20 protein-coding genes are annotated in these 24,926 nt (G+C 62.3%); 6 read left to right on the forward strand and 14 right to left on the reverse strand.

The genetic code is table 11. The features are described from left to right. Positions 1 to 64: 64 nt before the first annotated feature. The gene (locus NKJ04_RS04290) at positions 65 to 1,279 is read left to right on the forward strand and encodes a DUF2865 domain-containing protein (RefSeq protein ID WP_352673665.1); all 1,215 of its coding nucleotides are present in this window, start codon (positions 65 to 67) and stop codon (positions 1,277 to 1,279) included. Here NKJ04_RS04290 and gltX read toward each other — a convergent pair. From gltX to NKJ04_RS04320, 6 genes are all read right to left on the reverse strand, one after another. Beyond that, positions 1,197 to 2,570 (reverse strand): glutamate--tRNA ligase, encoded by a 1,374-nt coding sequence (gltX, locus tag NKJ04_RS04295; protein WP_023810570.1) that lies wholly within the window; start codon positions 2,568 to 2,570, stop codon positions 1,197 to 1,199. The two genes, NKJ04_RS04290 and gltX, sit on opposite strands and share 83 nt — an antisense overlap. Before the next feature lie 335 nt (positions 2,571 to 2,905). Then, positions 2,906 to 4,111, reverse strand: a complete 1,206-nt coding sequence (locus tag NKJ04_RS04300) for a hypothetical protein (protein WP_352673666.1) — start codon at positions 4,109 to 4,111, stop codon at positions 2,906 to 2,908. A gap of 231 nt (positions 4,112 to 4,342) precedes the next feature. Continuing rightward, positions 4,343 to 6,046 (reverse strand): ABC transporter ATP-binding protein, encoded by a 1,704-nt coding sequence (locus NKJ04_RS04305; RefSeq protein WP_352673877.1) that lies wholly within the window; start codon positions 6,044 to 6,046, stop codon positions 4,343 to 4,345. 484 nt (positions 6,047 to 6,530) lie between these two features. After that, positions 6,531 to 6,941, reverse strand: a complete 411-nt coding sequence (locus NKJ04_RS04310) for a GNAT family N-acetyltransferase (protein ID WP_023810567.1) — start codon at positions 6,939 to 6,941, stop codon at positions 6,531 to 6,533. A 37-nt stretch (positions 6,942 to 6,978) separates the two neighbouring features. Continuing rightward, entirely contained in the window at positions 6,979 to 8,655 is a 1,677-nt protein-coding gene (locus NKJ04_RS04315) for an NAD+ synthase (protein WP_023810566.1), read from the reverse strand. A 129-nt stretch (positions 8,656 to 8,784) separates the two neighbouring features. Further along, positions 8,785 to 9,501: a DNA-3-methyladenine glycosylase I gene (locus NKJ04_RS04320; protein WP_023810565.1), complete on the reverse strand. Its 717-nt coding sequence runs from the start codon at positions 9,499 to 9,501 to the stop codon at positions 8,785 to 8,787. A 92-nt stretch (positions 9,502 to 9,593) separates the two neighbouring features. On the opposite strand from NKJ04_RS04320, the gene NKJ04_RS04325 reads away from it, so the two are divergent. Together NKJ04_RS04325 and NKJ04_RS04330 are read left to right on the forward strand one after the other, a co-directional pair. After that, the gene (locus NKJ04_RS04325; protein WP_128303553.1) at positions 9,594 to 10,157 is read left to right on the forward strand and encodes a DUF1003 domain-containing protein; all 564 of its coding nucleotides are present in this window, start codon (positions 9,594 to 9,596) and stop codon (positions 10,155 to 10,157) included. Continuing rightward, positions 10,154 to 10,741: a DedA family protein gene (locus tag NKJ04_RS04330; RefSeq protein WP_128303552.1), complete on the forward strand. Its 588-nt coding sequence runs from the start codon at positions 10,154 to 10,156 to the stop codon at positions 10,739 to 10,741. The genes NKJ04_RS04325 and NKJ04_RS04330 overlap by 4 nt, the downstream gene beginning before the upstream one ends. Before the next feature lie 3 nt (positions 10,742 to 10,744). Here the strand turns inward: NKJ04_RS04330 and NKJ04_RS04335 are convergent, their stop codons facing one another. The 3 genes from NKJ04_RS04335 to NKJ04_RS04345 all read right to left on the reverse strand — a co-directional run bounded on the left by NKJ04_RS04335 (position 10,745) and on the right by NKJ04_RS04345 (position 12,230). Continuing rightward, positions 10,745 to 11,332, reverse strand: a complete 588-nt coding sequence (locus NKJ04_RS04335; RefSeq protein ID WP_128303551.1) for a hemerythrin domain-containing protein — start codon at positions 11,330 to 11,332, stop codon at positions 10,745 to 10,747. Between the two features lie 40 nt (positions 11,333 to 11,372). Beyond that, positions 11,373 to 11,732, reverse strand: coding sequence for a diacylglycerol kinase (locus NKJ04_RS04340; RefSeq protein WP_023810560.1), 360 nt, complete (start codon positions 11,730 to 11,732; stop codon positions 11,373 to 11,375). Between the two features lie 81 nt (positions 11,733 to 11,813). Further along, complete coding sequence (locus NKJ04_RS04345) at positions 11,814 to 12,230, reverse strand: GFA family protein (protein WP_023810559.1); 417 nt, start codon at positions 12,228 to 12,230, stop codon at positions 11,814 to 11,816. 408 nt (positions 12,231 to 12,638) lie between these two features. Between NKJ04_RS04345 and NKJ04_RS04350 the strand changes: the two genes are divergently transcribed. Further along, on the forward strand, positions 12,639 to 13,712 hold the full coding sequence (locus NKJ04_RS04350) for a diguanylate cyclase domain-containing protein (protein WP_023810558.1): 1,074 nt from the start codon (positions 12,639 to 12,641) through the stop codon (positions 13,710 to 13,712). A 104-nt stretch (positions 13,713 to 13,816) separates the two neighbouring features. Here the strand turns inward: NKJ04_RS04350 and NKJ04_RS04355 are convergent, their stop codons facing one another. The 3 genes from NKJ04_RS04355 to NKJ04_RS04365 all read right to left on the reverse strand — a co-directional run bounded on the left by NKJ04_RS04355 (position 13,817) and on the right by NKJ04_RS04365 (position 19,138). Continuing rightward, a complete protein-coding gene (locus tag NKJ04_RS04355) occupies positions 13,817 to 15,190 on the reverse strand; it encodes a class II 3-deoxy-7-phosphoheptulonate synthase (RefSeq protein WP_013531905.1) in 1,374 nt (457 codons plus the stop codon). A gap of 134 nt (positions 15,191 to 15,324) precedes the next feature. After that, positions 15,325 to 18,822 carry a transcription-repair coupling factor gene (mfd, locus tag NKJ04_RS04360; RefSeq protein ID WP_352673669.1) on the reverse strand — a complete coding sequence of 1,166 codons (3,498 nt, stop codon included), beginning with the start codon at positions 18,820 to 18,822 and terminating at the stop codon, positions 15,325 to 15,327. A gap of 28 nt (positions 18,823 to 18,850) precedes the next feature. Continuing rightward, positions 18,851 to 19,138 carry a succinate dehydrogenase assembly factor 2 gene (locus tag NKJ04_RS04365; RefSeq protein WP_023810556.1) on the reverse strand — a complete coding sequence of 96 codons (288 nt, stop codon included), beginning with the start codon at positions 19,136 to 19,138 and terminating at the stop codon, positions 18,851 to 18,853. Between the two features lie 308 nt (positions 19,139 to 19,446). Between NKJ04_RS04365 and recG the strand changes: the two genes are divergently transcribed. Next, complete coding sequence (recG, locus tag NKJ04_RS04370; protein WP_352673670.1) at positions 19,447 to 21,555, forward strand: ATP-dependent DNA helicase RecG; 2,109 nt, start codon at positions 19,447 to 19,449, stop codon at positions 21,553 to 21,555. Here recG and NKJ04_RS04375 read toward each other — a convergent pair. Then, positions 21,507 to 22,262, reverse strand: coding sequence for a DUF502 domain-containing protein (locus tag NKJ04_RS04375; RefSeq protein ID WP_027036784.1), 756 nt, complete (start codon positions 22,260 to 22,262; stop codon positions 21,507 to 21,509). The two genes, recG and NKJ04_RS04375, sit on opposite strands and share 49 nt — an antisense overlap. Before the next feature lie 285 nt (positions 22,263 to 22,547). Between NKJ04_RS04375 and NKJ04_RS04380 the strand changes: the two genes are divergently transcribed. Further along, on the forward strand, positions 22,548 to 22,835 hold the full coding sequence (locus tag NKJ04_RS04380) for a GIY-YIG nuclease family protein (RefSeq protein WP_352673880.1): 288 nt from the start codon (positions 22,548 to 22,550) through the stop codon (positions 22,833 to 22,835). Between the two features lie 108 nt (positions 22,836 to 22,943). Here the strand turns inward: NKJ04_RS04380 and glmS are convergent, their stop codons facing one another. Next, complete coding sequence (glmS, locus tag NKJ04_RS04385; protein ID WP_352673672.1) at positions 22,944 to 24,767, reverse strand: glutamine--fructose-6-phosphate transaminase (isomerizing); 1,824 nt, start codon at positions 24,765 to 24,767, stop codon at positions 22,944 to 22,946. Between the last annotated feature and the right edge of the window lie 159 nt (positions 24,768 to 24,926).

The raw sequence follows: 24,926 nt of genomic DNA on the forward strand, positions 1-24,926 counted from the left end.
TAACCGCGAACACGGTAGCCTTGCGGGGCTAACAGTCGGGATTTGGCAGGCGGAGTTTGGGCGGATGGCAAGCGGAGGGTGGAAGCAGGCGCATGCTGCCGTGCTGCTTGGCCTCCTGTTGTCTGCAACCTGGGGGGTGGCCGAGCCACAGGCTGCTTCGCGGGTCTGCCGCCAGCTGGAAGCCGATCTTGCCGCGTCCTCGCGCGGCGGCGGTGGCGGTCCGGCGCTGATCCGGAAATACGATTCCGCAATTGCCAGGCAGCATGAACAGATTTCGAAGGCTCGCAGCCAGGCGAGCCGGGCCGGGTGCGGTTTTTCGCTGTTTGGTCGCAACCTCAATCAATGCGCCGGACTCAACGCCACGATCGACCGCATGAATGCCAATCTCGACGCCTTGCAGAACAAGCGCGAGCGGCTGGCCGGCGGCGGCTCTCGCCGCGACCGCGGACGCATCCTGGCGGCGCTTGACGCCAATGGCTGCCGCGACGACATCGTAGCGCCTCGGCGGACGCCTTTGCAGGAAGCCAACCGCGACGGCGGCAGCGCAAACCTGTTCAATCAGCTTTTTGGCGGCAACAGCCAGCAACTCGATATGCTTGATGAGCCTAGCCCGCCCGACGATCCAGGCGAGGAGCGCAATGTCCGCCGGGTGCTCAACCAGCCCGGCATACCCGATTTTCCGAGCGTCGGCGGTGAGTTCCACACCTCCTGTGTGCGCACCTGCGACGGCTACTTCTTCCCGATGTCGAACTCAGCCTCGGCTGGCGATTTCGAACGTGACCAGAAGAATTGCGAATCGAGCTGCCCCGGCACCGAAATGCAGGTTTTCTACTCGCGCGGCATGGGCGACGATTCGGCCTCGATGACGTCATCTGTCACCGGCCGGCCCTACAGTGAATTGCCGACCGCCTATCTCTACAAGCAGCCCGATATGTCGCGGCCGCCGGCTTGCGGCTGCAACGCCGCCGCGCAGGGTTTTCAGATCATCGCCGGCAACCCGCCGAATCCGGAACAGTTGCAACCCGAGACGGACTCCGCACCGTTCATTCCGGTGCCGATCTCCAAACCGGATCCAGGTGCCGATCCCGAAACGCTGGCCAATCAGGAAGGCGGGCTCGACCGCGAGACGATCAAGCGGGTTTCCGCCAAGCCGGTGACGTCGCCGATATCAGCCTTGCCGCCGGAACAGCGGAAGGTCAGGGTCGTCGGGCCAACGTTCCTTCCCGACCCATCAGCGGCAATAGATCTGCAAGCTCCGGCCCCGAAGGCAGTCCGGTAAGGGCTGTTCTGAGCGGCATGAACAACGCCTTGCCCTTGCGGCCGGTCGCTTCCCTGATCTTGCCCGTCCAGTCCTTCCAGATCGTCGCGGTCCAGGGTTCCTCCGGCAACAGGTCGAACGCCTGTCGAAGAAAGTCGCGGTCCTCATCGGAAAATTCCGGCGTCTCCTGAGGCCCTTCGCGCAGGATGCGCCACCAATTGACCGCATCGGCCAGCCTGTCGAGATTGCCGCGCACCGCCAGCCAGAACGGTTCGGCCTGCTCGCCGGAGACGCCGAGCACGATCAGACGGTCTTGTGCCTCGGCGAACGGCATGTGGTGCAGCAGCGACCGGTTGAGTACGAACAGCTCGTCCGGATCGAACTTGGCCGCGGATTTCGATGTCGCCGCCGGATCGAAGCGTTCGGCGAGTTCGCCCATCGTCGGCATCGCTGCGACATTCTCCGAAGTGCCTACCAGAACGGCCAATGATGCGACGGCCATCGGCTCGATGCCGTCCTCGCGCAGGCTCTCGATGGAGAGTGCGCCGGTGCGCTTAGACAAGCCCTCGCCCGATGCGGTGGTCAGGAGATTATGGTGGCCGAACACTGGCGGCTCGGCATCCAGAGCCTGGAACAGGGCGATCTGCACGCCGGTGTTGGTGACATGATCGTCGCCGCGGATGACATGGCTGACGCCCATCTCAATGTCGTCGACCACGGAAGGCAGCGTATAGAGATAGGTGCCGTCCTCGCGCACCAGGACCGGGTCGGAAAGCGAGGCCAGATCGACGGTTTCCTCACCGCGTACCAGGTCGTTCCAGTGGATTTCGGTGCGTTCCGGCTGTTGTGGATCGCCTGAGAAATTGGGGAGGAGAAACCGCCAGTGCGGCCGGCGGCCATCGGCCTGGTACTCGTCGATCTGCTCTTGCGTCAGTGTCAGCGCCTCGCGGCCATAGACCGGCGGCAGGCCGCGCGTGCGGCGCACCTTGCGCCTGAGATCGAGTTCCTCCGGCGTTTCGTAGCAGGCATAGAGAACGCCTGCCGTCTTCAGCCTCTCGACCGCCGCGTCATAGACTTCGAAGCGCCGCGACTGGTACTCGGTGGCGTCGGGAAAAATGCCCAGCCAATGCAGGTCATAGAGGATGGCGTCGGAAAACTCCTGCTTCGAGCGCGCAATGTCGGTGTCGTCGAAGCGCTGGATGAATCGGCCCTTGTTGTTCATGGCGAACAGCCAGTTGAACAGGGCCGTGCGCGCATTGCCGATATGAATGCGGCCGGTCGGCGACGGGGCGAAACGAACGGTAACTGTCATGAACGGGGCGTACCGGATGCTTTTGTGGTTGACAAGACGCGCCCCCGCGTTGCCCGGCAGACATAGAACATGGCGGCTGGAATGAAAAGACCGGGCGGTGGACGCCTCCGACTGAACTCGGGATTAAGAAAAGACCTGACGACAGCCAGTTCGGCAGCGCCTGATAGGAATTTTTTCTTGACTCCGTGCCCTCACCTATGGTACACATTTGGGTATGGTGCTGATTTGCGCCAGTGACCCGCCGCGCAGGTGGGTTTTTCCTTTAATGCTCCGTCAGTCTACGCGCGGCGAAGGAACCCGTTACCCGAGGTCGCAACCCTGCCGGTTGAAGGCGATCAGCGGCCGAAATCATCGGAACTGAGGCGGGTCCAGCGGTCGCCCACCAATCCACCGATAAAAATGTCGCCGGAGCGGACCGCTTCCGTGACCTCGGCGATGCGCGAGCGGACCATCGTTCCCCCGGCATAGCGGAAGAAGACATTTTTGTAGCCAAAGAGTTGGGGTATGAATCTGGTCTGCGTCTGCCCGGTGATGCCGACGCAGCCCATCTCCCATGCGGCGGCGACAAGCGCATCCAGAGTCGCGCCCCAGTGCGATCCGGATGCCTGGATTTGCAACAGGTTCGCCATGTCGCCGGCTTGACCGTAGAAGGCATAACAACCGAGCATTTTGCCCGTTTCGTCGTAGGTCCCACCGAAATGAAGGGGGCCGTCGGCCCGCTTCTCGGCCGCCAGCGCAAGCAGCCGTGGCAATTCCCCATCCTTCCAACTCGGCCGAAGAGCGTAGCCAGACAGGAGGGTCGGCAGGTTCTCGGCAAATTGCACGGCATCCATCGGCTCACGATGGGTGCGATGCGACGATGAATGGAGGACGGGGGGCTCGAACCTTTTCTTTGCGAGAGCATCGAATGCTCTCGCGCATGGATCGAGTACAAGGCGAGGCAGGCCAGGCCATTTACGGTGCAGTGCGGAGGCGGCCATCGCCGCCGGCCGGAAAACATATGTCCATCCCAGACAATGCACCGGAAGGAGTTGGTACTTCATCGGGCGCGCGAAGGCCAAGGATGTCCGGTTGGCCGAATCGGTCAGTTGCAGATCGAATTCGCCTTGATGCAAGGCACGCAGCAATTGGGGTCCGGCCGAGCCGTCATCGGTGCCGGGGTCGGCCATGAGCGGCCCGATGATCGCCGCATTCAATGGCGCTCCATTGAGCTCGTAGCGGGCTTTCAGAACGCCGAGGAATCCACCCAGACGACCCTGCCGGTTGATCTGGACAAGAGCGTTGCTTTCACCGGAGTGGCCGGCAGGGTCGAGATAAATCTCTCTCATATACGCGGCCGTCTCGGCGATTGCGCGATCTAGGAGGTGACGCCGCCGCCGGCGAAACTTCGTCAGGAAGAGTGCGGCGACGCGCTCGAGATCTTCGGCAGCGAGCGGACGAACCGAGCCATGCTGAGATTCCAGCACTGACGGCGCAGCCAACTTTTCCTCGGCATTCGCAGAAAGATGCATCGTGAAGAACGTCCGTAGGTTGCTCTCCATCGGATATATATCAACCAATGGTAGAAACAACGTATCTCGGTCGGTATGATGAACAGAGGTCTCAAGACTTACTATCCGGACAGGACTTCACAGGCAAATCAAGTCGGCCAGCATCACGGCGCTGATCCGCGGGTTGGCCGCGGCCCTGCGATCGCATGCCCTGCTCCAGCCCGCTGGGCTGACCGTGCCGGACAGAGGCGGCCTCCGGCCGAAGCTGGAGGCCGCCTCAGGTCAGCTCACAAGTCCCTTGGTCAGTTCCAATGCCTGGCGCTCGAACAGGCGGCGGTAGATGCCGCCTGTCAGCCGGATCAGTTCTTCATGCGAGCCTTCCTCGACGATGTTGCCGCGATCGAAGACCAGCAGCCGGTCCAGCGCCCTCACCGTCGAAAGCCGGTGCGCGATGACCAGCGTCGTGCGGCCGACCATCAGCCGCTCCATCGCCTGCTGGATCAGCACCTCCGATTCCGAATCGAGGCTCGATGTCGCCTCGTCGAGGATCAGGATGCGCGCATCGGCAAGGAAGGCGCGCGCGATCGCCACGCGCTGACGCTCGCCGCCCGACAGTTTCACGCCGCGTTCGCCGACCAGCGTGCCGTAACCCTTCGGCAGGTTGATGATGAAGTCATGCGCACTCGCCAGCTTCGCGGCATGCTCGATCTCCTCCTGCGTCGCACTCGGCCTGGCATAGGCGATGTTTTCGGCCAGCGACCGGTGGAACAGGATCGGCTCCTGCTGAACGATGGCGATCTGCCCGCGCAGCGAGGCTTGCGCCACCTGCGAGATGTCCTGGCCGTCGACCAGGATTTTACCCGCATTCACGTCATAGAGCCGCTGGATAAGCTTGACGAAGGTCGTCTTCCCCGACCCCGAATGGCCGACCAGCCCGACGCGCTCACCCGGCGCGATATCGACCGAAAAGTCGCGGTAAAGCGCCGATCGGTGATGGCCATAGTGAAAGGTGACGTTGTCAAAGCTGATCCGTCCTTCGGTGATCCGGATCGGCTTGGCACCGGGCCGGTCCTCGATGCCGAGCGGTTCGGACTGGAAATCGACCAGCTCTTCCATATCGTTGATGGAGCGCTGCAGATTGCGGATATGCGTGCCGATATCCCTGAGATAGCCCTGCAGCACGAAGAGCGAGGTCAGCACGAAGGCAACGTCGCCGGCGCTCGCCTGCCCCCACGACCACAGCATCAGCGCCAGGCCGATCACCGCGGCGCGCATGATCAGCAGCAGTACCCCTTGCGTGGTGCCGTTGATAGTGCCGCGCACCCAGGTGCGCCGTGTACGCGCACGCCATTTGGCGACGACCTTGGCCAGTCGGCGTTCTTCGCGCTCCTCGGCGCCAAAGCCCTTGACCACGGCGTTGCAGCTGACCGCGTCGGCCAGCGAGCCGCCGAGGCGGGTATCCCAGGTGTTGGCGAGCCTTGCCGCCGGCGCGACATAGCCAAGTGACAGCAGCGCCGTCACCGTGATGAACAGCACCGAACCGGCAGCAACGACCGCACCCATCAACGGCCAGAACCAGCCGAGCAGCAATGTCGAGCCGACCAGCATGACGATTGACGGCAGCAGAGCGATGAGGATGGTGTCGTTGAGCAGGTCGAGCGCCCACATGCCGCGCGTCACCTTGCGCACGGTCGAGCCGGCAAAGCTGTTGGCATGCCAGTCGGTGGAAAAGCGCTGGACGCGATGGAAAGCATCGGCGGCGATGTCGGCCATCATCTTCAAAGTCAGCTCGACGATCCCCATGAACGCCAGGTTGCGCAACACGACGCCGGCCAGCGCGAGCGCCATCAACATCGAGAACGCCGTCATCGCGGCATTCCAGGCAATCGCGTCGGCGCCGGCGCTGCTGGCGACGGCGTCGACCAGCCGGCCGGAATAGAGCGGCGTCAGCACATCGGCCAGCGTCGACAGCAGGAAGCTGCCCATGATGAGCGAGAGCCGCCAAGGCTGGCGCCGCCAATGGGTAAGCGTGAAGCCAAGAACGCTGCGAAAGGCGCTCGCGCGCAAATCGATCTTAAAACGAGAGCCATGATGTCATTCGGGCACAAACGAGCCCGATCCCGGTAGGTCGAAAATTGAAGAAGCCGCGCAAGGGGCCAATGAGTGCCCGGAAAGCGGAGTGGCATATTTGGCGTCTCGCCCATAATCGGGCGGCGACCGGCATCGGCATAAGCCTGTGCTCGATCCGGCATCAGCACGAAGGGCAAACCTTCGCTGAGCGCCGGATGAGACCTAGGCTTCGCGGCCTCGCATTACCATGTGAAATACTGCCATTCGGACCTCCCGCAAGACAATTGCGGAGGGGTCCTTATAGAGACGCTCCGATGCATCGCCAAGACGGGCTGACGCCAAAAGCGTATCTGGTCCAACCACTGCGATTATTTTGCAACAATGGCGGGCAAGCCGCGCCTCATTCAGAAACGCGATCGAAGCGCATGTAGCGGCCATCGGTTGATGGCTTGAACCCGAGCTTTTCATACATGCCATGGGCATCGCTGGTCGACAGGCTCCAATGGAAAACGGTCCTGACCTCCGGATGGTCGATCAGGGCCTGGACGAGCCGGCTGCCTATGCCCTGCCCGCGGTTCTCCGGCCAGACGATGATATCGGCGAGATAGGCGAATACCGTGCGGTCGGTGATCGCGCGGCCGAAGCCGACTTGCTTGCCATCGACATAGGCACCGACGCACAGTGAATTGGCAAAGGCGCGGCGATGGACTTCGTCAGTGCGTCCGGCGCCCCAATAGCTTGCCATCAACAGGTCCGATGTCGCACGGAAATCGATCCGTGACATGTCGAAGCTGATTTCACAATCGGGCATGGCTGTCTCCGGCCGCACCGCCGCGCGCTTTCGGTACTTAGCTGCGATCCCTGAAACGATTGGTGATGGGATAGCGGCGGTCGCGGCCAAAATTCTTTTTGGTGATCTTCACGCCCGGCGCCGCCTGCCGTCGCTTGTATTCTGCGATGTAGAGCAGGTGCTCGATGCGCGTCGCTGTCGCCCGGTCATGGCCGCGCGCGACGATATCGTCGACACCCATCTCGTTCTCAACCAGGCATTCGAGAATATCGTCCAGCACCGGATAGGGCGGCAGCGAATCCTGGTCGGTCTGGTTCTCGCGCAATTCCGCCGATGGCGCCTTGTCGATGATGTTTTTCGGGATCACCTCGCCCGAGGGGCCAAGCGCGCCCGGCGGCACGTGGCTGTTGCGCCAGCGCGACAGCGCGTAGACCTGCATCTTGTAGAGATCCTTGATCGGATTGAAGCCGCCATTCATGTCGCCATAGAGCGTAGCGTAGCCGACCGACATCTCGCTCTTGTTGCCGGTGGTGACGACCATCGAGCCGAACTTGTTGGAGATCGCCATCAGGATGGTGCCGCGCGCGCGGCTCTGCAGATTCTCTTCGGTGATGCCTTCCTTGGTGCCTTCGAACATCTGCGTCAGCGCGTGCAGAAACCCTTCGACCGGCTCGAAGATCGGCACGATGTCGTAGCGGCAGCCGAGCGCCCGGGCGCAATCCTCGGCATCTTTCAGCGAGTCCTTCGAGGTGTAGCGGTAGGGCATCATCACCGCGCGCAGGCGTTCCTCGCCGAGCGCATCGACGGCGAGCGCCGCGCAGATCGCCGAATCGATGCCGCCGGACAGACCAAGCACCACATTCTTGAAGCCGTTCTTGTTGACGTAGTCCCGCAGGCCTAGCATGCAGGCGCGATAGTCGGCCTCCTCCCGGTCCGGAATTTTCGACATCGGCCCTTCGGAACAGACCCAGTGATCGCCCTGGCGTTTCCATGTAGTGACGTCGACCGCTTCCTCGAACTGGCTCATCTGGAAGGCAAGCGTCTTGTCGGCGCCAATGGCAAACGAGGCGCCGTCGAAGATCAGCTCGTCCTGGCCGCCAAGCTGGTTGGCATAGATCATCGGCAGCCCGCATTCGATGACCTGGCGGATGACGACCTGGTGGCGGACATCGATCTTGGCGCGGTAGTAGGGCGAGCCGTTCGGCACCAGCAGGATTTCCGCCCCGCTTTCGGCCAGCGACTCGCAGATATCGACATCGCCCCAGATGTCCTCGCAGATCGGAACTCCGATGCGCACGCCGCGGAAATTGACCGGCCCCTGGATCTCGGGTCCGGCCTGGAAGACGCGCTTCTCGTCGAACTCGCCGTAGTTAGGCAGATCGAGCTTGTAACGTTCCGCGATGATCTTGCCACCATCGGCGAAGACGATCGAATTGTGCGTGCCGCTCTTGCGCTTCAACGGCGTGCCGATGATGACGCCGGGACCTCCATCCGCGGTGTCGGCGGCAAAATCCTGTGCCGCCTTTTCGCAGGCTTTCAAAAAGGCCGGCTTCAGCACCAGATCCTCCGGCGGATAGCCGGCGAGGAAAAGCTCGGTATAGAGCACGAGATCGGCGCCTTGACGTGCGGCATCCGCCCTCGCCTCGCGGGCCTTGGCGAGATTGCCTGATATGTCGCCGACAGTCGGATTGAGCTGGGCGACGGCGATGCGCAGGATGTCGAGCTTCTTGGTCATGCCTGCTGACTTAGCGCGGCAAAATTGCCCGGGCAATGGCGTTCGTTTGGACCAATTCGGACCGATTGACATACGTCAACCGTGTACGGACCGATCAACGTACTTCAATCGTGGCGATACGACCAGGTATCAGTCGTCGCCCATATATTCGCGCAGCGCTTGCGGCGAATGGTTCTCGCCGATCGACATCGCCAGGATGCGTGAAATATGCCGGCGCGGCAGATGCGTCTCCGCTGCCCATTGGTTGATTTGCCTCTGGATCTTGTCCAGGTCCTTCTTCGAAGTCGGGCTTTCGGCGATGTCTAGGCCGGCGTCGCGCAACGCCGCGGCCATATCGCCCGAGATGACGAACGCATCCCAACCCAGCCAGCGCAGGAAATACTGGCCCGTATTGCCGCCCAGCCGGCTGCCATGCTTGCCGAGCCAGGCCATCAGCCCGACCTGGTCGTCAGCCGGCCAGTTGGCGAGGAATTGGCCGAAACCGCCATATTCCTTCGACACGCGCTCGACGAAGGCAGCGTTGTCGCGCACGGATCTGATCTTCTGCGGGTTGCGCACGATGCGCTGGTCGGCCGTCAGATCGTGCCAGAAATCATCGGGCTGGAACAACAGCCGCTTCGGCTCGAAGCGCAGGAACGCCTCTTCGAAGCCTGGCCATTTCTGCTCGATGACCCGCCAGACGAAACCAGCGGCGAAGACGCGTTCGGCCATAACAGAGAGAATGCGGTCATCGGCGATGTCAGCCACGGCGGCATTGTCAGGCGCCGGACCCAGCAGCGACGTCAGTTCCTCTTCGCCGCCCTTGCGTTTTGCGGCGCGTGCGCGAATTTTCTTGAAATCGGCCATTGGTCCCTCGGCAACTGGAATCAATCTAACACTTCCCGTGTGAGCCGGCAGCCTCTACCTCTTACGGCAAGCCAAAGACCCTGGAGATGGCCATGAACAAGACGATCGACGACCTGGCGAACCGCTGGCTCAAGCGGCGGCCGGACGGCCTCAGCCAACTCGAAAGCCGGGTGCTGCAATCGACGCTCGAACGCACCACCATCTCGCGGGACACCAACAAGGCTGTTGCCTTCCACCAGACCTTCGGCGACCGGCTTGCCGATACGATCGCCCGCATCGGCGGCTCATGGTCCTTCATCCTGACCTTTCTCGCCTTTCTGATCCTGTGGACATCAGGCAATGTGTGGCTGCTGTCACGCGACGCCTTCGATCCCTACCCGTTCATCTTCCTGAACCTCGTTCTATCGATGGTCGCCGCCTTGCAGGCGCCGGTGATCATGATGGCGCAGAACCGCCAGACCGAACGCGACCGCATCGACGCCGCCCACGATTATGAGGTCAATCTGAAGGCCGAGATCGAGATCATGGCGCTGCATGAAAAGCTGGATGAACTCCGCCACGGCCAGATCCTCGGCATGCGCGACGAGATCGTGCGGCTGGCCGATCTCGTCAAGCGGATCGACGAAAGGCTGTCTTCGCAGCAGTCGGCTTCATGACCGACGCGATCCATCATTTCATCGAACAATACGGGCTGCTTGCGGTCTTTCTGGGCTGCGTCGCCGAAGGTGAAAGTGCCGCCATCCTCGGCGGCTTCTTGGCGCATCAGCATGTCTTCGTGCTGTGGCACGCCTTTGTCGCGGCGGCCCTCGGCGCCTTTGTCGGCGACACCTTCTTCTTCACCCTTGGACGAAGCTTCGCCGACCACCGTTATGTCGTCAGATTGCGCAAACGGCCAGGTTTCCGCCGCGCCTATCGGCTGCTGAATACCCATCCCAACATCTTCGTGCTGTCGAACCGCTACGTCTACGGCATGCGCCTGGTCGGCGGCATCGCGGCCGGGCTTTCCAATATCCCTGCGCCGCGCTTCGTCATCCTCAACGCCATTTCATCGGCGATCTGGGCAGCGCTGTTCGGCACGATCGGTTACGTCTTTGGACTGGGGGCCGAGCACTTCATCGGCCAGGCGTTCATGCGCCATGAACGGTTGCTCGTCGGGCTTGGCATCGGCCTGGCAGTGGCGATCCTTGCCTGGTTCGTCGCCCGTCATATCGCCAGGAGGGAGAGTGCCAAGGAGAGCTGATCGTCAATCTACACCGAGCGCCACATCACCCCGATCGAGGATCAGCGGAATGATCAGGTCTTCCTCGTCGGCAAGATGCCGGGTCAACATGGCGATCAGCCGGCTGTTTTCGTCGGCATAGGCGTCGGCGGCGAAGCGCTGTCTGTCCTCGCTCTGCTGCAGCGTCTTGATGAAGGCATTGGCCGCCTCGGCATTGCGCTCCAGCCCTTCATGGATGGTGTGGTGGTCGGCATCGAGAATCTCGAAGCCGCGCCTCAGCCGGGGCTCGGCCTTGGTGAAGACCGGGAAATATTGGTAATCCTCGACATTGTGGTGGCCATCGAGATTACCGAGAAAATGATTGAGGCGCGGCGCGAACCAGCGTGCGAAGTCGGGCGCCGTCAACCTGCCCTCGCGATAATCGCCAATGCCCTTGGTCAGCATGCCGCCAAGTTCGCGGAACATGTCGTGCCGCTGCAGCCACATATTGGCGATGCCGTGGATGTTGGCATGGTCCTGCCAGTTTTCACGCGGGTATTTTTCGACGAGCCAGCGCAGATCGTCCGGCAGGCCGGCCCGCTCGAGAAGCAGAAGGTTCGTGGCTTCAGACATGACGGTTTCCTTTGGTGACCGTCATATAGGAACCAAGATGCTAGATCGGTAGTCCCGTAATCCGCTCGATAATGGCGATACCCCAGACGCCGGCGACGATGAGCACCGAAATCAGCACCGCCAGCGAACCGCAATCCTTGGCCAACTGGATATCGACATTGAACTCGCGGCTGAAAGCGTCGCATGCCGCCTCGATGCCGGTGTTCAGCACTTCGACCATGATCAAGAGCAGCACGGCGCCGATCAGCAAAGCATAACCGCGCCACGAGATCGAAACGAACCAGCCGAGCGGCAAGGCAAGCGCCAGCAGCATCAGCTCCTGCTGGAAAGCCTTCTCGCTGGTGGCCAGCTTGCGAAACGCCCGCACCGAATTGAAATAAGCATCGATCAGCCGCTGCATGCCAAACCCCTTTGCGAATCACCGGCACGGGATAATGCAATGGCTGGCCAGATCAATGGAATAAGGTGACTTGTCCAAGATTCATTCAGCAACCGGTATGGACGGTGTCGACTTTTCAAACTGCGGCAGCCCGTCGTCGATCGAATAGTAGTCACCCTTGTCACCGACGAAGATATGGCATTCCCCCTCAAGACCTGTCGGCTTGTCGAACGATCCCGCCATGACTGAAACGTAGTCCTGGTCTCGCGGCTTCCAGAACAGCACCGATCCGCATGCCTTGCAGAACCCACGCCTGGCGAAGGTAGAGGCTTCGTACCAGGTGATACTTTCCGTGCCCTCGATCACAATGTCGGCGTTGGCAACATTGGTCGCGGCATAGAAATGTCCGCTCTGCTTGCGGCATTGCGAGCAATGACAATAGACGACGCCACGCAGCGCTCCGTGCGTTTTGAAGCGAACCGCTCCGCACAGACACGATCCCGTGTGATTGTCGCTCATTTCGACCTCCTCGAGGAAAACTCTGCCTCAGCATCGTCGTCAGGATTCCAGCTTTGCGACGACCACACGCAAGCAAATGCGACATGTACTGGCGTGGTGAATCCGAAATTCGGTTTCATTTTCAAGAGCGCGATGCGCGAATTTCGGATTCAAAGCCACCAAACTGGCGTCGTTTTCGATTATTGGGTGCGCAAATTTAAGCTTTTACAGCCGCAGGTAGAGAAAAACTGTGGAATCTCGGCAAATTAAGGAAACTTTAGCGCTGGCGCATTTATGGTCATGGCAAGCGAAGGTCGTGGGTGGGGACGCATCCCTTTGCAAGTTGTTCTGGAGTCGGTCGCATTCCCCAGGTCGGCGACAAAGGGAACCCGCGAATTCTACAGCGGAATCCGAGGGGAAGAATCAAAAATGCAGCCGGCAGCTCTTCCGACCGAACGAAGCACCGACATCGCGGCCAGTGTCGTTGCCACAATGCGCCAGCTGGGCGTGCTCAGCCTGCCGCGCAACTACGAGATTTTCTACGAGGCGCTGAGCGGCACCAATCGCGAACTCAGCCTCGCCGTCGTTTCGCTGAGCAGCCGGCCGACACAAGATGAACTGGACCAGATCGGGCGCACTTTCTTTGCCCACAACCATGGTCCGGGCATCGTCGAGCATGCCAGAGACGTCATCGCCAGGGAGCTCGAGGAGGTTGCTTCGTTGCTGCGGAGCGAGCGCAGCCACATCGAGAAATACGGCAGGATCCTCGATGAGACATCGAGCGGCCTCAGCGGCCGCAGCCTTCTCTCTCAGGATCTCCTGCAGAAGATCGCCAACGCCATGGCGGTTGCCACCAATTCGACGATCGATCACGGCCGGCAGGTGGCCTCGACGCTCAGCGACAAGACGGCCGAACTCGAGAGCGTCAAGTCGAAGCTTGAGGAGTATAAGCGGCTGGCCGACACCGATCCGTTGACCCATATCTGGAATCGGCGCGCCTTCGACAAGGAGATCACCAGGATCTACAACAGCAACAGGGGTATCCTGTTCAACGCCCTGGTTCTTGTCGACATCGACCGCTTCAAGGATATCAACGACCGCTATGGCCACCCGGTCGGCGACAAGATCATCCAGAGCATCGCCGATATTTTCCAGACCAGCATTCGCGGCGACATGTTCGTCGCCCGCACCGGCGGCGAGGAGTTCGCGCTGATCATCGAGGGCGCCAGCGAGGACGCCACCTATGACGTCGCGGAGCGTATTCGTGCCCTGATCGCGCAGACGCCGTTCACCAGCAGCCAGACCGGTACGAATTACGGCACCGTTACCGTCTCGATGGGTATCTGCATGGCGTCCGAAGCCGAAGGACCCGAAGATCTCTACACCAAGGCCGACCGGGCGCTCTATCGCTCGAAGGTCAGCGGCCGCAACCGCGTCACCAGGCACTCGACGATGGCAGGCCCCCGGGCCGGCAAGAGCTGGCTGCTCTACAAGAAGGACTGACAGTCCCTGCCCGCTGGTGCCGGGAACACTGGACTAGCGCAGACATAAAAGGCGCCCGATTTCTCGGACGCCCTTTCGTGGATCTTATTCGGACTGCGCGAAAATCAGCCGTTGGCAACCTGCTTGTGCTGCACCGGGTGGCTCTTCTTCAACAGATCCGAGACCAGGAACGCCAGTTCGATCGCCTGGTCGGCGTTAAGACGCGGATCGCAATGGGTGTGGTAGCGGTCCTGCAACTCCTCGGCGGTGATGGCGCGCGCGCCACCGGTGCATTCGGTGACGTTCTTGCCGGTCATCTCGACATGGATGCCGCCCGGATGCGTGCCTTCGGCGCGGTGCACCTCGAAGAAGGTCTGCACCTCCTTCAGAATGCGGTCGAACGGCCGCGTCTTGTAGCCGGCGGCCTCGATCGTGTTGCCGTGCATCGGATCCGACGACCACACCACGGAGCGGCCTTCCTTCTGCACCGCGCGCACCAGCTTCGGCAGATGGTCGGCGACCTTGTCGGAACCGAAGCGGGCGATCAGCGTCAGCCGGCCGGGCTCGTTCTCGGGATTGAGCAGGTCGATCAGCTCCAGCAAGCCGTCCGGCGTCAGCGACGGACCGCATTTCAGGCCGAGCGGGTTCTTGATGCCACGGCAATATTCGACATGCGCATGGTCGGGCTGGCGGGTGCGGTCTCCGATCCAGATCATGTGACCCGAGGTGGCGTACCAGTCGCCGGAGGTCGAATCGACACGCGTCAGTGCCTCCTCATAGCCGAGCAGCAGCGCCTCGTGGCTGGTGTAGAAATCGGTCTCGCGCAGCGCGTAGTTGGTTTCCGAGGTGATGCCGACGGCCTTCATGAAGTCCATCGTCTCGGTGATGCGGTTGGCAAGAGACTCGTATTTCTCGCCCTGCGGACTGTCGGACACGAAGCCGAGCATCCAGCGGTGCACATTCTCCAGGCTGGCATAGCCGCCTTGCGCGAAGGCGCGCAAAAGGTTGAGCGTCGCCGCCGACTGGCGATACGCCATCTCCTGGCGAGCGGGGTCCGGAATGCGCGACTTGGGGTCGAATTCGATGCCGTTGATGATATCGCCGCGATAGCTGGGCAGCGTCACCTCACCCTTGGTCTCGTTGTCGGACGATCGCGGCTTGGCGAACTGGCCGGCAACGCGGCCGACCTTCACCACCGGCTGCGCGCCGGCGAAGGTGAGCACCACGGACATCTGCAGGAAGACGCGGAAGAAGTCGCGGATGTTGTCCGCGCCATGCTCGGCGAAGCTCTCGGCGCAATCGCCGCCCTGCAGGAGGAATGCGTCACCGGCGGCGACAGAAGCGAGCTGCTTCTTCAGCTTGCGCGCCTCACCGGCAAAAACCAGCGGCGGAAAGGTTGCGAGCTGGGCCTCCGTGTTCTTCAGCGCGGCAAGGTCCGGATAGGCAGGGACCTGCTTGATCGGCTTTGCTCTCCACGAATTCGGCGACCATTTCGTCATCGCTGCACCCAACGCTCTTTCCAGCGGCCTATACTCCGCCATTCCCGCCCCCATTTGGGGATCGCGGCTCCATACACGAAGCCGATTTCCTATTCTAGACCGGAATTCAAGCGCTGGCGAATGGTCCGGGCGGGCTATGCCGCCTTCTCCACCAGCCGCGCCAACTGCGTCATGACCACCGCCGAGCCCGCCAATCGCTTCTCGGGGGTTGGCCAATCGCGTACGAAGACGACGCTGTGGTCCGGCCGGATCTTGGCCAGCGAGCCCTGCTCGCCGATGAACCGGACGAGCCCAACCGGGTTGGAGAATTCGCGCTTGCGGAAATGAATGACGACGCCCTTCGGCCCGGCGTCGAGCTTCTCGACATTGGCTTTGCGGCAGAGCGCCTTGATGAAGACGATCTTGAGCAGATGCTTGACCTCTTCCGGCAGCGGGCCGAAGCGGTCGATCAGCTCGGCGCCGAAAGCGTCGATTTCCTCGGTGTTCTCGAGATCGCCGAGACGGCGATAAAGCGCCAGCCGAAGCTGCAGGTCCGGAACATAGCTTTCCGGGATCATCACCGCCGTGCCGACGGCAATCTGCGGCGACCAGCCGCCATCCTGGACCTCGCCGGAATCCTTCACCTCGGCGACAGCCTCTTCCAGCATCTGCTGGTAGAGCTCGAAGCCGACCTCCTTGATGTGGCCGGACTGCTCTTCGCCGAGAAGATTGCCGGCGCCCCTGATATCGAGATCGTGGCTGGCGAGCTGGAAGCCGGCGCCCAGAGTATCGAGCGATTGCAGCACCTTCAGCCTCCGCTCCGCGGTGTCGGTCAGCTTGCGGTTGGCCGGCAGCGTGAACAGCGCATAGGCGCGCACCTTCGAGCGGCCGACGCGGCCGCGCAACTGGTAAAGCTGCGACAGGCCGAACATGTCGGCGCGATGGATGATCAGCGTGTTGGCGGTCGGGATGTCGAGGCCGGATTCGACGATGGTCGTGGACAACAGCACATCGTACTGGCCGTCGTAGAAGGCATTCATGATGTCGTCGAGTTCGCCCGGCGGCATCTGGCCATGGGCCACCGCCACCTTCAACTCCGGCACGGATTCCTTCAGGAAATCATGGATTTCCGAGAGATCGCTGATGCGCGGCACCACATAGAAGGAATGGCCGCCACGATAGCGCTCGCGCAGCAGCGTCTCGCGGATGACCAGCGGATCGAAGGGCGAGATGAAGGTGCGCACCGCCATGCGGTCGACCGGCGGCGTGGCGATCAGCGACAGTTCGCGCACCCCGGTCAACGCCAGTTGCAGCGTGCGCGGGATCGGCGTCGCCGACAGCGTCAGCACGTGCACGTCGGTCTTCAAATCCTTCAGCCGCTCCTTGTGCTTGACGCCAAAATGCTGCTCTTCGTCGATGATCAGCAGGCCAAGGTTCTTGAACGAGATTGCGGAACCGAGCAGCGCATGCGTACCGATGACGATGTCGACCTGGCCCTCGGCGATACCTTTCTTGGTCTCGGCCAGTTCCTTGGCGCCGACTAGCCGCGACGCCTGGCCGACACGGATCGGCAGGCCGGAGAAACGCTGCGAAAAGGTCTTGAAATGCTGGCGCGACAACAATGTCGTCGGCACCACAACCGCCACCTGAAAGCCTTCCATCGCCGCGATGAAGGCAGCGCGCAGCGCCACTTCGGTCTTGCCGAAGCCGACATCGCCGCAAATCAGCCGGTCCATCGGCTTGCCGGCGGCCAGATCGTCGCGCACCGAGTCGATCGCCGTCTGCTGGTCGTCGGTCTCCTCATAGGGAAAGCGGGCCGCGAACTCGCCATAGAGGCCTTCTGCCGGCACCAGTGGCGGTGCGGAGCGCATTTGCCGCTCGGCGGCGATGCGGATCAGCTGCCCGGCCATGTCAAGCAGGCGTTTCTTCAGCCGCGCCTTGCGCGACTGCCAGGCGCCGCCGCCAAGCTTGTCCAGCGTCGCCTCGGCTGTGTCAGAACCATAGCGCGACAGGAGTTCGATGTTCTCGACCGGCAGGAACAGCCGGTCGTCGCCGGCATAGTGGATTTCCAGGCAGTCATGCGGTGCACCGACCGCTTCGATGGTGCGCAGCCCGATAAACCGGCCAATGCCGTGGTCGGCGTGGACGACAATGTCGCCGGCCGACAATGCCGAGGCCTCGGCAATGAAATCCGAGGGACGCTTCTTGCGTTTCGAGCGCCGGATCAACCGGTCGCCGAGAATGTCCTGTTCGGCAACGACGACCAGTTTTTCGGTTTCGAAGCCGGATTCGAGCGGCAGCACGGCCAAGGCCGCCTGACCCGGCTCGAGCTTTTCGGCTTCCGCCAGCGTTGCAACCTGCTTGAGGTTGCCGAGATGGTGTTCGGCAAGGATCTGGCCAAGCCGATCGAGCGAGCCCTCGGTCCAGCCGGCGATGACGACGCGGCGGCGCGCCGCGCGCTCATCGGCGATGTGTTTGACGACAACGTCGAACACATTGACGTTCGGGTCGGCGCGTTCCTCGACAAAGCTGCGGCCAGGGCGCGAACCGGCATGAAAAACCTTTTTCGCGCCGGCGTCAGGCGCGTCAAACGGCGTGAAGTCGATCGCTTCACGCGGCCCTAGCGAGGCAATCAGGTTTTCCGGGGAGAGATAGAGCAGGTCCGGTGCGACCGGCTTGTAGGGCACGGCGTCCTTCAAGGCACCGTCCGCCTGCTTCTTGCGCGCCTCGTAATGGTCGAGGATCAGCGTGTGGCGCTCGGCCAGCGCCTCATGCGCCAGATGGTCGAAGATGACAGGCGTGTGAGGCAGATAGTCGAACACCGTCTCCAGCCGCTCATAGAAAAACGGCAGCCAGTGTTCCATGCCGGCAAACCGCCTGCCTTCGCTGACTGCTGCATAGAGCCCGTCATCGCGCTGTGGAGCGCCAAAGGCTTCGATATAGGAGCGGCGGAAACGGCTGATGGTTTCCGGCGTCAGCGCCACTTCGCTCATCGCCTGCAACGCCATCGACTTGCGCTGGCCGGTGGTGCGCTGCGTGGCGGCGTCGAAGACACGGATCGATTCCAGCGTGTCGCCGAAGAAGTCGAGCCTGAGCGCTTCGGTCCAGCCGGGGGCGAACAGGTCGAGAATGCCGCCGCGCACCGCGAATTCACCGATACCGCGCACGGTCGGCACGCGTTCGAAACCGGACGTTTCCAGTCGCGACACCAGTACGTTCATGTCGATCTGGTTGCCGGGCCTGGCGTGGAAGGTCTGTGCCTCGACGAGATCCGCCGGCGGAATGCGCTGCAGCAGCGCATTGGCGGTGGTGAGAATGACGGCGCGGTGCGGCTTCTTCGCCAGCGCGATCATGGCGGTCAGTGCATCGAGGCGCTTGGCGGCCGCATCCGAGCCGGGCGAGACGCGGTCGTAGGGCAAGCAATCCCAGGCCGGCAGTTCCAGCACCGGCAGGCCGGGGGCCGCGAAAGACAGCGCCTCGATGATCGCCGGCAGGCGCTGACCGTCGCGCGCGACGAACAGAACCGGCTTGTCGGGCGCGATCTCGAGTGCCGCCTGCACCAGCGCAAAGGCTTCGTAGCCGTCGGCGACGCCGTCGACGATGAACTGGCCGGCGCGGCCTTTCGGCAGACCGATGGTGGGAATGAGGCTCATGAAATCACGTCGTTCAGACTGTCGTTGTTCAAAATGTCATGGACTGGCGGAAAGCCAGGATCTTTTGCAGGACGGCACAATCGATATCGGCCGGAACCGGGCGTTCGCCGGTGACCATGGGCAGGAATTCGGTATCGGGAATGTCGAGGAGCCTCTCATATTGGTCGATTTCGTCGCCGGTCAAGGCGCCGATCTCAGCGTCGGCGAAGGTGCCGAGGATAAGGTCCATCTCGCGCATGCCGCGATGCCAGGAGCGAAACAGAAGCTTGCGGCGGCGGACGTCGAGCCCCTCGCTTGATCTCGTCGTTCCGGTCATCGTGCCGCATCCTTGCTTGCTGCGGGCGCATATAGCGTGGATAGAAGGGGCTGTCAGCCTTGCAACGGCCCGGTTGGCGTCTAACATCTCGGTGTGACGAATATTCCTGACAGTATCGGCGCTAGCACCCCCCTCTGTCCTGCCGGACATCTCCCCCTCAAGGAGGGAGATCGTATGGCACGACTGCTTTCGCCAATTTCCAACTGCGCAAGGCGGGCGAGGTCAGAACTGCTAATCGCCCCCCTTGAGGGGGAGATGGCCGGCAGGCCAGAGGGGGGTGAGCGCAGACACCGCATGGTTTCTCTCAGATGAGACCTTCCATCCTCGATCCCTTGTTTGTCCCGATCACCTCGCTTGCCGGCGTTGGACCGAAAGTCGGCGCGCTGATCGAGAAGGTTGTCCCGGCCGATCTGGGTGACCGCCCCGCCCGCGCGGGCGACCTTCTGTTCGTGCTGCCGCACACCGTCATCGACCGGCGCAGCCGGCCGGGCATCGCAGGATCCGCGGAGGGCCAGATCGTGACGCTGGAGGTGCGCATCGACCGCCACCAGCCGCCGCCGCGCGGCAACAGGTCGGTGCCTTACCGGGTCTTCGCCCATGACGACACCGGCGAGATCGCGCTGACCTTCTTCCATGCTCACGCTTCCTATCTCGAAAAGGCGATGCCCGAGGGCGAGCATGTCGTGGTCTCCGGCCGCATGGAATGGTTCAACGGCCGCCCGAGCATGGTCCACCCCGACCATATCGCGCTCGCCAGCGAGGCGGAAAACCTGCCGCTGGTCGAACCGGTCTATCCCCTGACAGCCGGGCTCTCGGGCAAGGTGCTGCGCCGGGCGATCGGCCAGGCGCTGGCGCGTGTGCCCGAATTTCCCGAATGGCAGGACGGCGCTTTCATGCGCCGCCACACGTCTCCCTCCTTTGCCGGCGCGCTTGCCCGCATCCACAATCCGGCCGACCCGATCGATGTCTCCGTCGATGGCGCTGCCTGGCGGCGCCTCGCCTATGATGAGTTGCTGGCGGGCCAGGTCTCGCTGGCGCTGGTGCGGGCAAAAGTCCGCCGCCTGTCCGGCCGCCCTCTGGTCGGCGACCGCCGCATCGTCGAAAAACTGCGGGCCGCACTGCCCTATTCGCTGACACCGAGCCAGGAGTTCGCGCTGGCCGAAATCAATGCCGACCTCGCCGATCCCGAGCGCATGCTGCGGCTTCTGCAGGGCGATGTCGGCTCCGGCAAGACGGTCGTCGCGCTGCTGGCCATGGCGCGGGCTGTCGAGGCTGGCGGCCAGGCAGCCTTGATGGCACCGACCGAAATCCTGGCGCGCCAGCATCTGGCGACCATCACGCCGCTTGCCGCCAAGGTCGGGCTGCGCATCGCCATCCTCACGGGCCGCGAGAAGGGCCGCGAACGCGCTGATACGCTGGCCGGCCTGGCAAGCGGCGAGATCGACATCGTCGTCGGCACCCATGCGCTGTTCCAGGAGACGGTCATGTTCCACGACCTGGTCTTTGCCGTGATCGACGAGCAGCACCGTTTCGGCGTCCATCAACGGCTCGCCATCACCGCCAAGGGCGATGCGCCCGACATGCTGGTGATGACGGCCACTCCCATCCCCCGCACGCTGGTGCTGACCGCCTTCGGCGACATGGACGTATCGAAGCTGACGGAAAAACCGGCCGGCCGCCAACCGATCCGTACCGTTACGCTGCCACTCGAGCGGCTCGACGAACTGGTCGACCGCATGGTCGAGGCGGTGGCCGGCGGCCAGAAGATCTACTGGATCTGTCCGCTGGTCGAGGAATCCGAAGAAATCAAGCTGATGTCGGCCGAAGACCGCTTCGCCTCGCTGAAACCATTGTTCGGCGATCGCATCGGTCTCGTTCACGGCCGCATGAAGGGTGCCGAGAAGGACGAGGCGATGCGCGCCTTCAAGCAGGGCGAGACACGCATCCTGATCGCCACCACGGTCATCGAGGTCGGCGTCGACGTACCGGACGCCACCGTCATGGTCATCGAGCATGCCGAGCGCTTCGGCCTCGCCCAATTGCATCAGTTGCGCGGCCGGGTCGGGCGTGGCGACAAGCCCTCCTCCTGCGTGCTGCTCTACAAGGACCCGCTCGGCGAGACCGCAAAACGCCGACTGTCGGTGATGCGCGAGACCGAGGACGGGTTCCTGATCGCCGAGGAGGACCTGAGGCTGCGCGGCGAAGGCGAATTGCTGGGCACCCGCCAGTCCGGCACGCCGGGTTTCCAGGTGGCGCGCATCGAGGCGCATGCCGACCTTCTGGAGGCCGCCCGCGACGATGCCAGGCTGATCCTGTCGCGCGACCCGGAGCTGCAATCGCAGCGTGGCGAGGCGTTGCGCCTGCTGCTTTATTTGTTCGGCCGCGACGAGGCCGTGCGGCTCCTGCGCGCCGGCTGAGCCAGGGCGGCAACCGATGGGTTGGCGAGCATTCCCTCGATTGGCTCGCCATTCACGACAACCATTTGTTTGACCTCGGGCGCCACCAGTCCGGCCGACACGATCAGCTTGGCGCCGTCCTCGATCGTCATGTCGAGCAGCACGATGTCCGACTTCGGCACATACATCAGGAATCCGGTGGTCGGGTTCGGCGTGCACGGCATGAACACGGCAATCAGCGGATCGCCCTCCTGGTCAAGCTTCTGGTTGATCTCGGTTTCCTTCTCGCTGGCGACGAACACCAGCGACCACACACCCTTGCGCGGATATTCGACCAGCCCGACCTGGCGGAACATGTCACCCTTGTTCGACAGCACGGTCTCGAAAATCTGCTTCAGCGAGCCATAGATGCCCCGCACCAGCGGCATGCGGCCAAGCAGGCGCTCGCCGAAATTGACGATGGCGCGGCCGACGATGTTTGCCGTCAGGAAGCCGATCAGCGTGATCAGGATGAGCGCCACGATCAGCCCGAACCCCGGCACAGGAAACGACAGGTAGGTGTCAGGGCTGTAGCGGGCCGGAATATAGGGTTTCACCCAGGAATCGACCCAGCCGATGAAAGACCATGCAATGTAGGCGGTGATCGCCAGCGGCGCGCAGACAATGAAGCCCGTGAGGAAATAGTTCCTCAGCCGGGTCACGCCGGAAGTCTTGGGAGCGTCGGACATGATTCACCGGGGGCCGCTATTGCGACGCGACATTAGTGAACCGCCGTCCAGTTTGGAACTGCGAAGTTTTTAAAGCTCCGATTATGCCGCTACTTCCAACGAAGCAATCCAAACGGAAGCAGCGTACGTTCGTGATTAGCCGAAACATCCTTCCCTTCGTCATCCACGGGCGGAGCAAGGAGCGAAGCGACGCGGCGCAGACCCGAGAATCCATTCCGTGACGTCGGCCGAAGAATGCAACCCATCAAGATGGTCGGCGGATCGTTCGGCCGCTATACTTCGTTCATGACGGGCTATGTCTATTTAACTGCGAGCCGGAAACGCGGCACCATCTATATTGGCGTCACAAACGATCTTGGCCGCCGAATGCCCGAGCACAAGTCTGGTGAGGGTTCGCGCTTTACTGGACGGTATGGCGTAGAACGCTTGGTTTGGTACGAAGAGTATTTCGACATCCGCGATGCGATCCAGCGCGAGAAGTCGCTGAAACGTTGGCCCCGTCAATGTAAGATCGAACTGATCGGAAAGGCCAATCCGGAGTGGTTCGAGCTTTTCCGCGGGACTGGGTGGTAGCGCCAAGTTCTGCACCGCTTTGATCCGCCCTACCGTCCCGGAATGGATCCTCGGGTCTGCGCAGGAGCTTCGCTCCCGCTCCGCCCGTGGATGACGAAAGGATGAGGCCTACTCCACCGTCACCGATTTCGCCAGATTACGCGGCTGGTCGACGTCGGTGCCCATGAACACGGCGGTAAAATAGGCGAGCATCTGGATCGGCAGCGCGTAGATGATCGGCGAGATGATTTCCGGCACGTCCGGCAGCACGATCGTCTCCATCGTCTTGACGCTCGTCAGCGCCGCGCCCTTGCTGTCGGTGATCAGGATGATCTTGCCGCCGCGCGCCGCCACTTCCTGCATGTTCGACACGGTTTTTTCGAAAATGCGGTCGTGCGGCGCGATGACGATGACCGGCATGTTCTCGTCGATCAGTGCGATCGGGCCATGCTTCAGTTCGCCGGCTGCATAGCCTTCGGCGTGGATATAGGAGATTTCCTTGAGTTTTAGCGCGCCTTCCATGGCCAGCGGGAAATTGGTGTCGCGGCCGAGATAGAGCACGTTCTTATAGTGCGCGAGGTCGCGCGCGATCTTTTCGATCTGATGGTCGAGCTTCAGCACCTGATTGGCATAGCGCGGCGCTTCCGAAAGCTCGCGCACAAAGGTCTTTTCCTGCTCCTTCGAGATTGTCCCGCGCGCCACGCCGGCACGCACGGCTAGCGATGCCAACACGGACAGCTGGCAGGTGAACGCCTTGGTCGAGGCAACGCCGATCTCCGGTCCCGCCAGCGTCGGCAGCACGACGTCGGATTCGCGCGCCATCGTCGATTCCCGCACATTGACGACGGCGCCGATCTTCATCCCCGCCTTGCGGCAGTAGCGCAGCGAGGCCAGCGTGTCCGCGGTCTCGCCCGATTGCGAGATGAAGAAGGCGGCATCGTTCTTCGACAGCGGCATTTCGCGGTAACGGAATTCCGAAGCGACATCGATATCGACCGGCAGCCGCGCGTAACGCTCGAACCAGTACTTGCCAATCAGGCCGGCGAGATAGGCGGTGCCGCAGGCCGAAATCGCCAGCCGGTCGATTTTGGCGAAATCGAAAGGCAGGTCGAGCGGCTTGGAGACGCCGCCGACAAAATCCAGATAATTCGCCAGCGTGTGCGAGATGACCTCGGGCTGCTCATGGATTTCCTTCTCCATGAAATGGCGCCGGTTGCCCTTGTCGACCATGAAGCTGGTCGAAAGCGACTGCTGGCGCTTGCGGTCGACCTTTGTGCCGTCGATGTCGAAGATGGTGACGCCGTCGCGGCGCACCACCGCCCAGTCGCCATCTTCGAGATAGGTGATCGAATTGGTGAACGGTGCGAGCGCGATGGCGTCGGAGCCCAAAAACATCTCGCCATCGCCATGGCCGACGGCCAAAGGCGGACCGTTGCGCGCGCCGACGATCAGGTCTTCATCGCCCTTGAACATGATGGCCAGCGCGAAGGCCCCTTCCAGCCGCTTCAGCGCCTGGTGCGCGGCTTCGACCGGCTTCAGCCCCCTGGCGAGTTCGCGCGCCACCAGATGCGCCACGACCTCGGTGTCGGTCTGCGACGAAAAAGAATAGCCGTCGCGGATAAGTTCTTCGCGCAATTCGGCGAAATTCTCGATGATGCCGTTGTGGACGATGGCGACGCCATCGGAAAAATGCGGGTGCGCATTGGTCTCGTTGGGCACGCCGTGTGTCGCCCAGCGTGTGTGACCGATGCCGATCGTGCCATCGAGCGGCTCGTCCTTGAGCCGGCGCTCGAGGTTGATCAGCTTGCCTTCGGCGCGGCGGCGGGCAAGCTGGCCATGCTCGATGGTGGCAACGCCGGCCGAGTCATAGCCACGGTACTCCAACCGCTTCAACGCATCGACAATGAGCGGCGCAACCTGCGAGTGGCCGACGATTCCAACGATACCGCACATGCAGACAGCCCCCGATTCCCCGTGGAAAACCAGCGCTATTTAGGGATGGCCGGCCTGCCGCGAAAGTCACATTGCATTTCGTCCCGTATAACGGAACGCTCATTCTTGTCGATGCACCATGACAGACCGCTCTTGCAATCCGGTTACTGCAATCGTTCG

Source organism: Mesorhizobium sp. M0618 (genome assembly GCF_040320765.1).
Lineage (GTDB): Bacteria > Pseudomonadota > Alphaproteobacteria > Rhizobiales > Rhizobiaceae > Mesorhizobium.

What these genes read in the sequence shown, in the direction of transcription:
- NKJ04_RS04290 (WP_352673665.1), top strand. Translation starts at nt 65, where the DNA reads ATGGCAAGCGGAGGGTGGAAGCAGGCGCATGCTGCCGTGCTGCTTGGC.
- gltX (WP_023810570.1), bottom strand. Translation starts at nt 2,570, where the DNA reads ATGACAGTTACCGTTCGTTTCGCCCCGTCGCCGACCGGCCGCATTCAT.
- NKJ04_RS04300 (WP_352673666.1), bottom strand. Translation starts at nt 4,111, where the DNA reads ATGGAGAGCAACCTACGGACGTTCTTCACGATGCATCTTTCTGCGAAT.
- NKJ04_RS04305 (WP_352673877.1), bottom strand. Translation starts at nt 6,046, where the DNA reads ATGGGCAGCTTCCTGCTGTCGACGCTGGCCGATGTGCTGACGCCGCTC.
- NKJ04_RS04310 (WP_023810567.1), bottom strand. Translation starts at nt 6,941, where the DNA reads ATGCCCGATTGTGAAATCAGCTTCGACATGTCACGGATCGATTTCCGT.
- NKJ04_RS04315 (WP_023810566.1), bottom strand. Translation starts at nt 8,655, where the DNA reads ATGACCAAGAAGCTCGACATCCTGCGCATCGCCGTCGCCCAGCTCAAT.
- NKJ04_RS04320 (WP_023810565.1), bottom strand. Translation starts at nt 9,501, where the DNA reads ATGGCCGATTTCAAGAAAATTCGCGCACGCGCCGCAAAACGCAAGGGC.
- NKJ04_RS04325 (WP_128303553.1), top strand. Translation starts at nt 9,594, where the DNA reads ATGAACAAGACGATCGACGACCTGGCGAACCGCTGGCTCAAGCGGCGG.
- NKJ04_RS04330 (WP_128303552.1), top strand. Translation starts at nt 10,154, where the DNA reads ATGACCGACGCGATCCATCATTTCATCGAACAATACGGGCTGCTTGCG.
- NKJ04_RS04335 (WP_128303551.1), bottom strand. Translation starts at nt 11,332, where the DNA reads ATGTCTGAAGCCACGAACCTTCTGCTTCTCGAGCGGGCCGGCCTGCCG.
- NKJ04_RS04340 (WP_023810560.1), bottom strand. Translation starts at nt 11,732, where the DNA reads ATGCAGCGGCTGATCGATGCTTATTTCAATTCGGTGCGGGCGTTTCGC.
- NKJ04_RS04345 (WP_023810559.1), bottom strand. Translation starts at nt 12,230, where the DNA reads ATGAGCGACAATCACACGGGATCGTGTCTGTGCGGAGCGGTTCGCTTC.
- NKJ04_RS04350 (WP_023810558.1), top strand. Translation starts at nt 12,639, where the DNA reads ATGCAGCCGGCAGCTCTTCCGACCGAACGAAGCACCGACATCGCGGCC.
- NKJ04_RS04355 (WP_013531905.1), bottom strand. Translation starts at nt 15,190, where the DNA reads ATGACGAAATGGTCGCCGAATTCGTGGAGAGCAAAGCCGATCAAGCAG.
- mfd (WP_352673669.1), bottom strand. Translation starts at nt 18,822, where the DNA reads ATGAGCCTCATTCCCACCATCGGTCTGCCGAAAGGCCGCGCCGGCCAG.
- NKJ04_RS04365 (WP_023810556.1), bottom strand. Translation starts at nt 19,138, where the DNA reads ATGACCGGAACGACGAGATCAAGCGAGGGGCTCGACGTCCGCCGCCGC.
- recG (WP_352673670.1), top strand. Translation starts at nt 19,447, where the DNA reads ATGAGACCTTCCATCCTCGATCCCTTGTTTGTCCCGATCACCTCGCTT.
- NKJ04_RS04375 (WP_027036784.1), bottom strand. Translation starts at nt 22,262, where the DNA reads ATGTCCGACGCTCCCAAGACTTCCGGCGTGACCCGGCTGAGGAACTAT.
- NKJ04_RS04380 (WP_352673880.1), top strand. Translation starts at nt 22,548, where the DNA reads ATGACGGGCTATGTCTATTTAACTGCGAGCCGGAAACGCGGCACCATC.
- glmS (WP_352673672.1), bottom strand. Translation starts at nt 24,767, where the DNA reads ATGTGCGGTATCGTTGGAATCGTCGGCCACTCGCAGGTTGCGCCGCTC.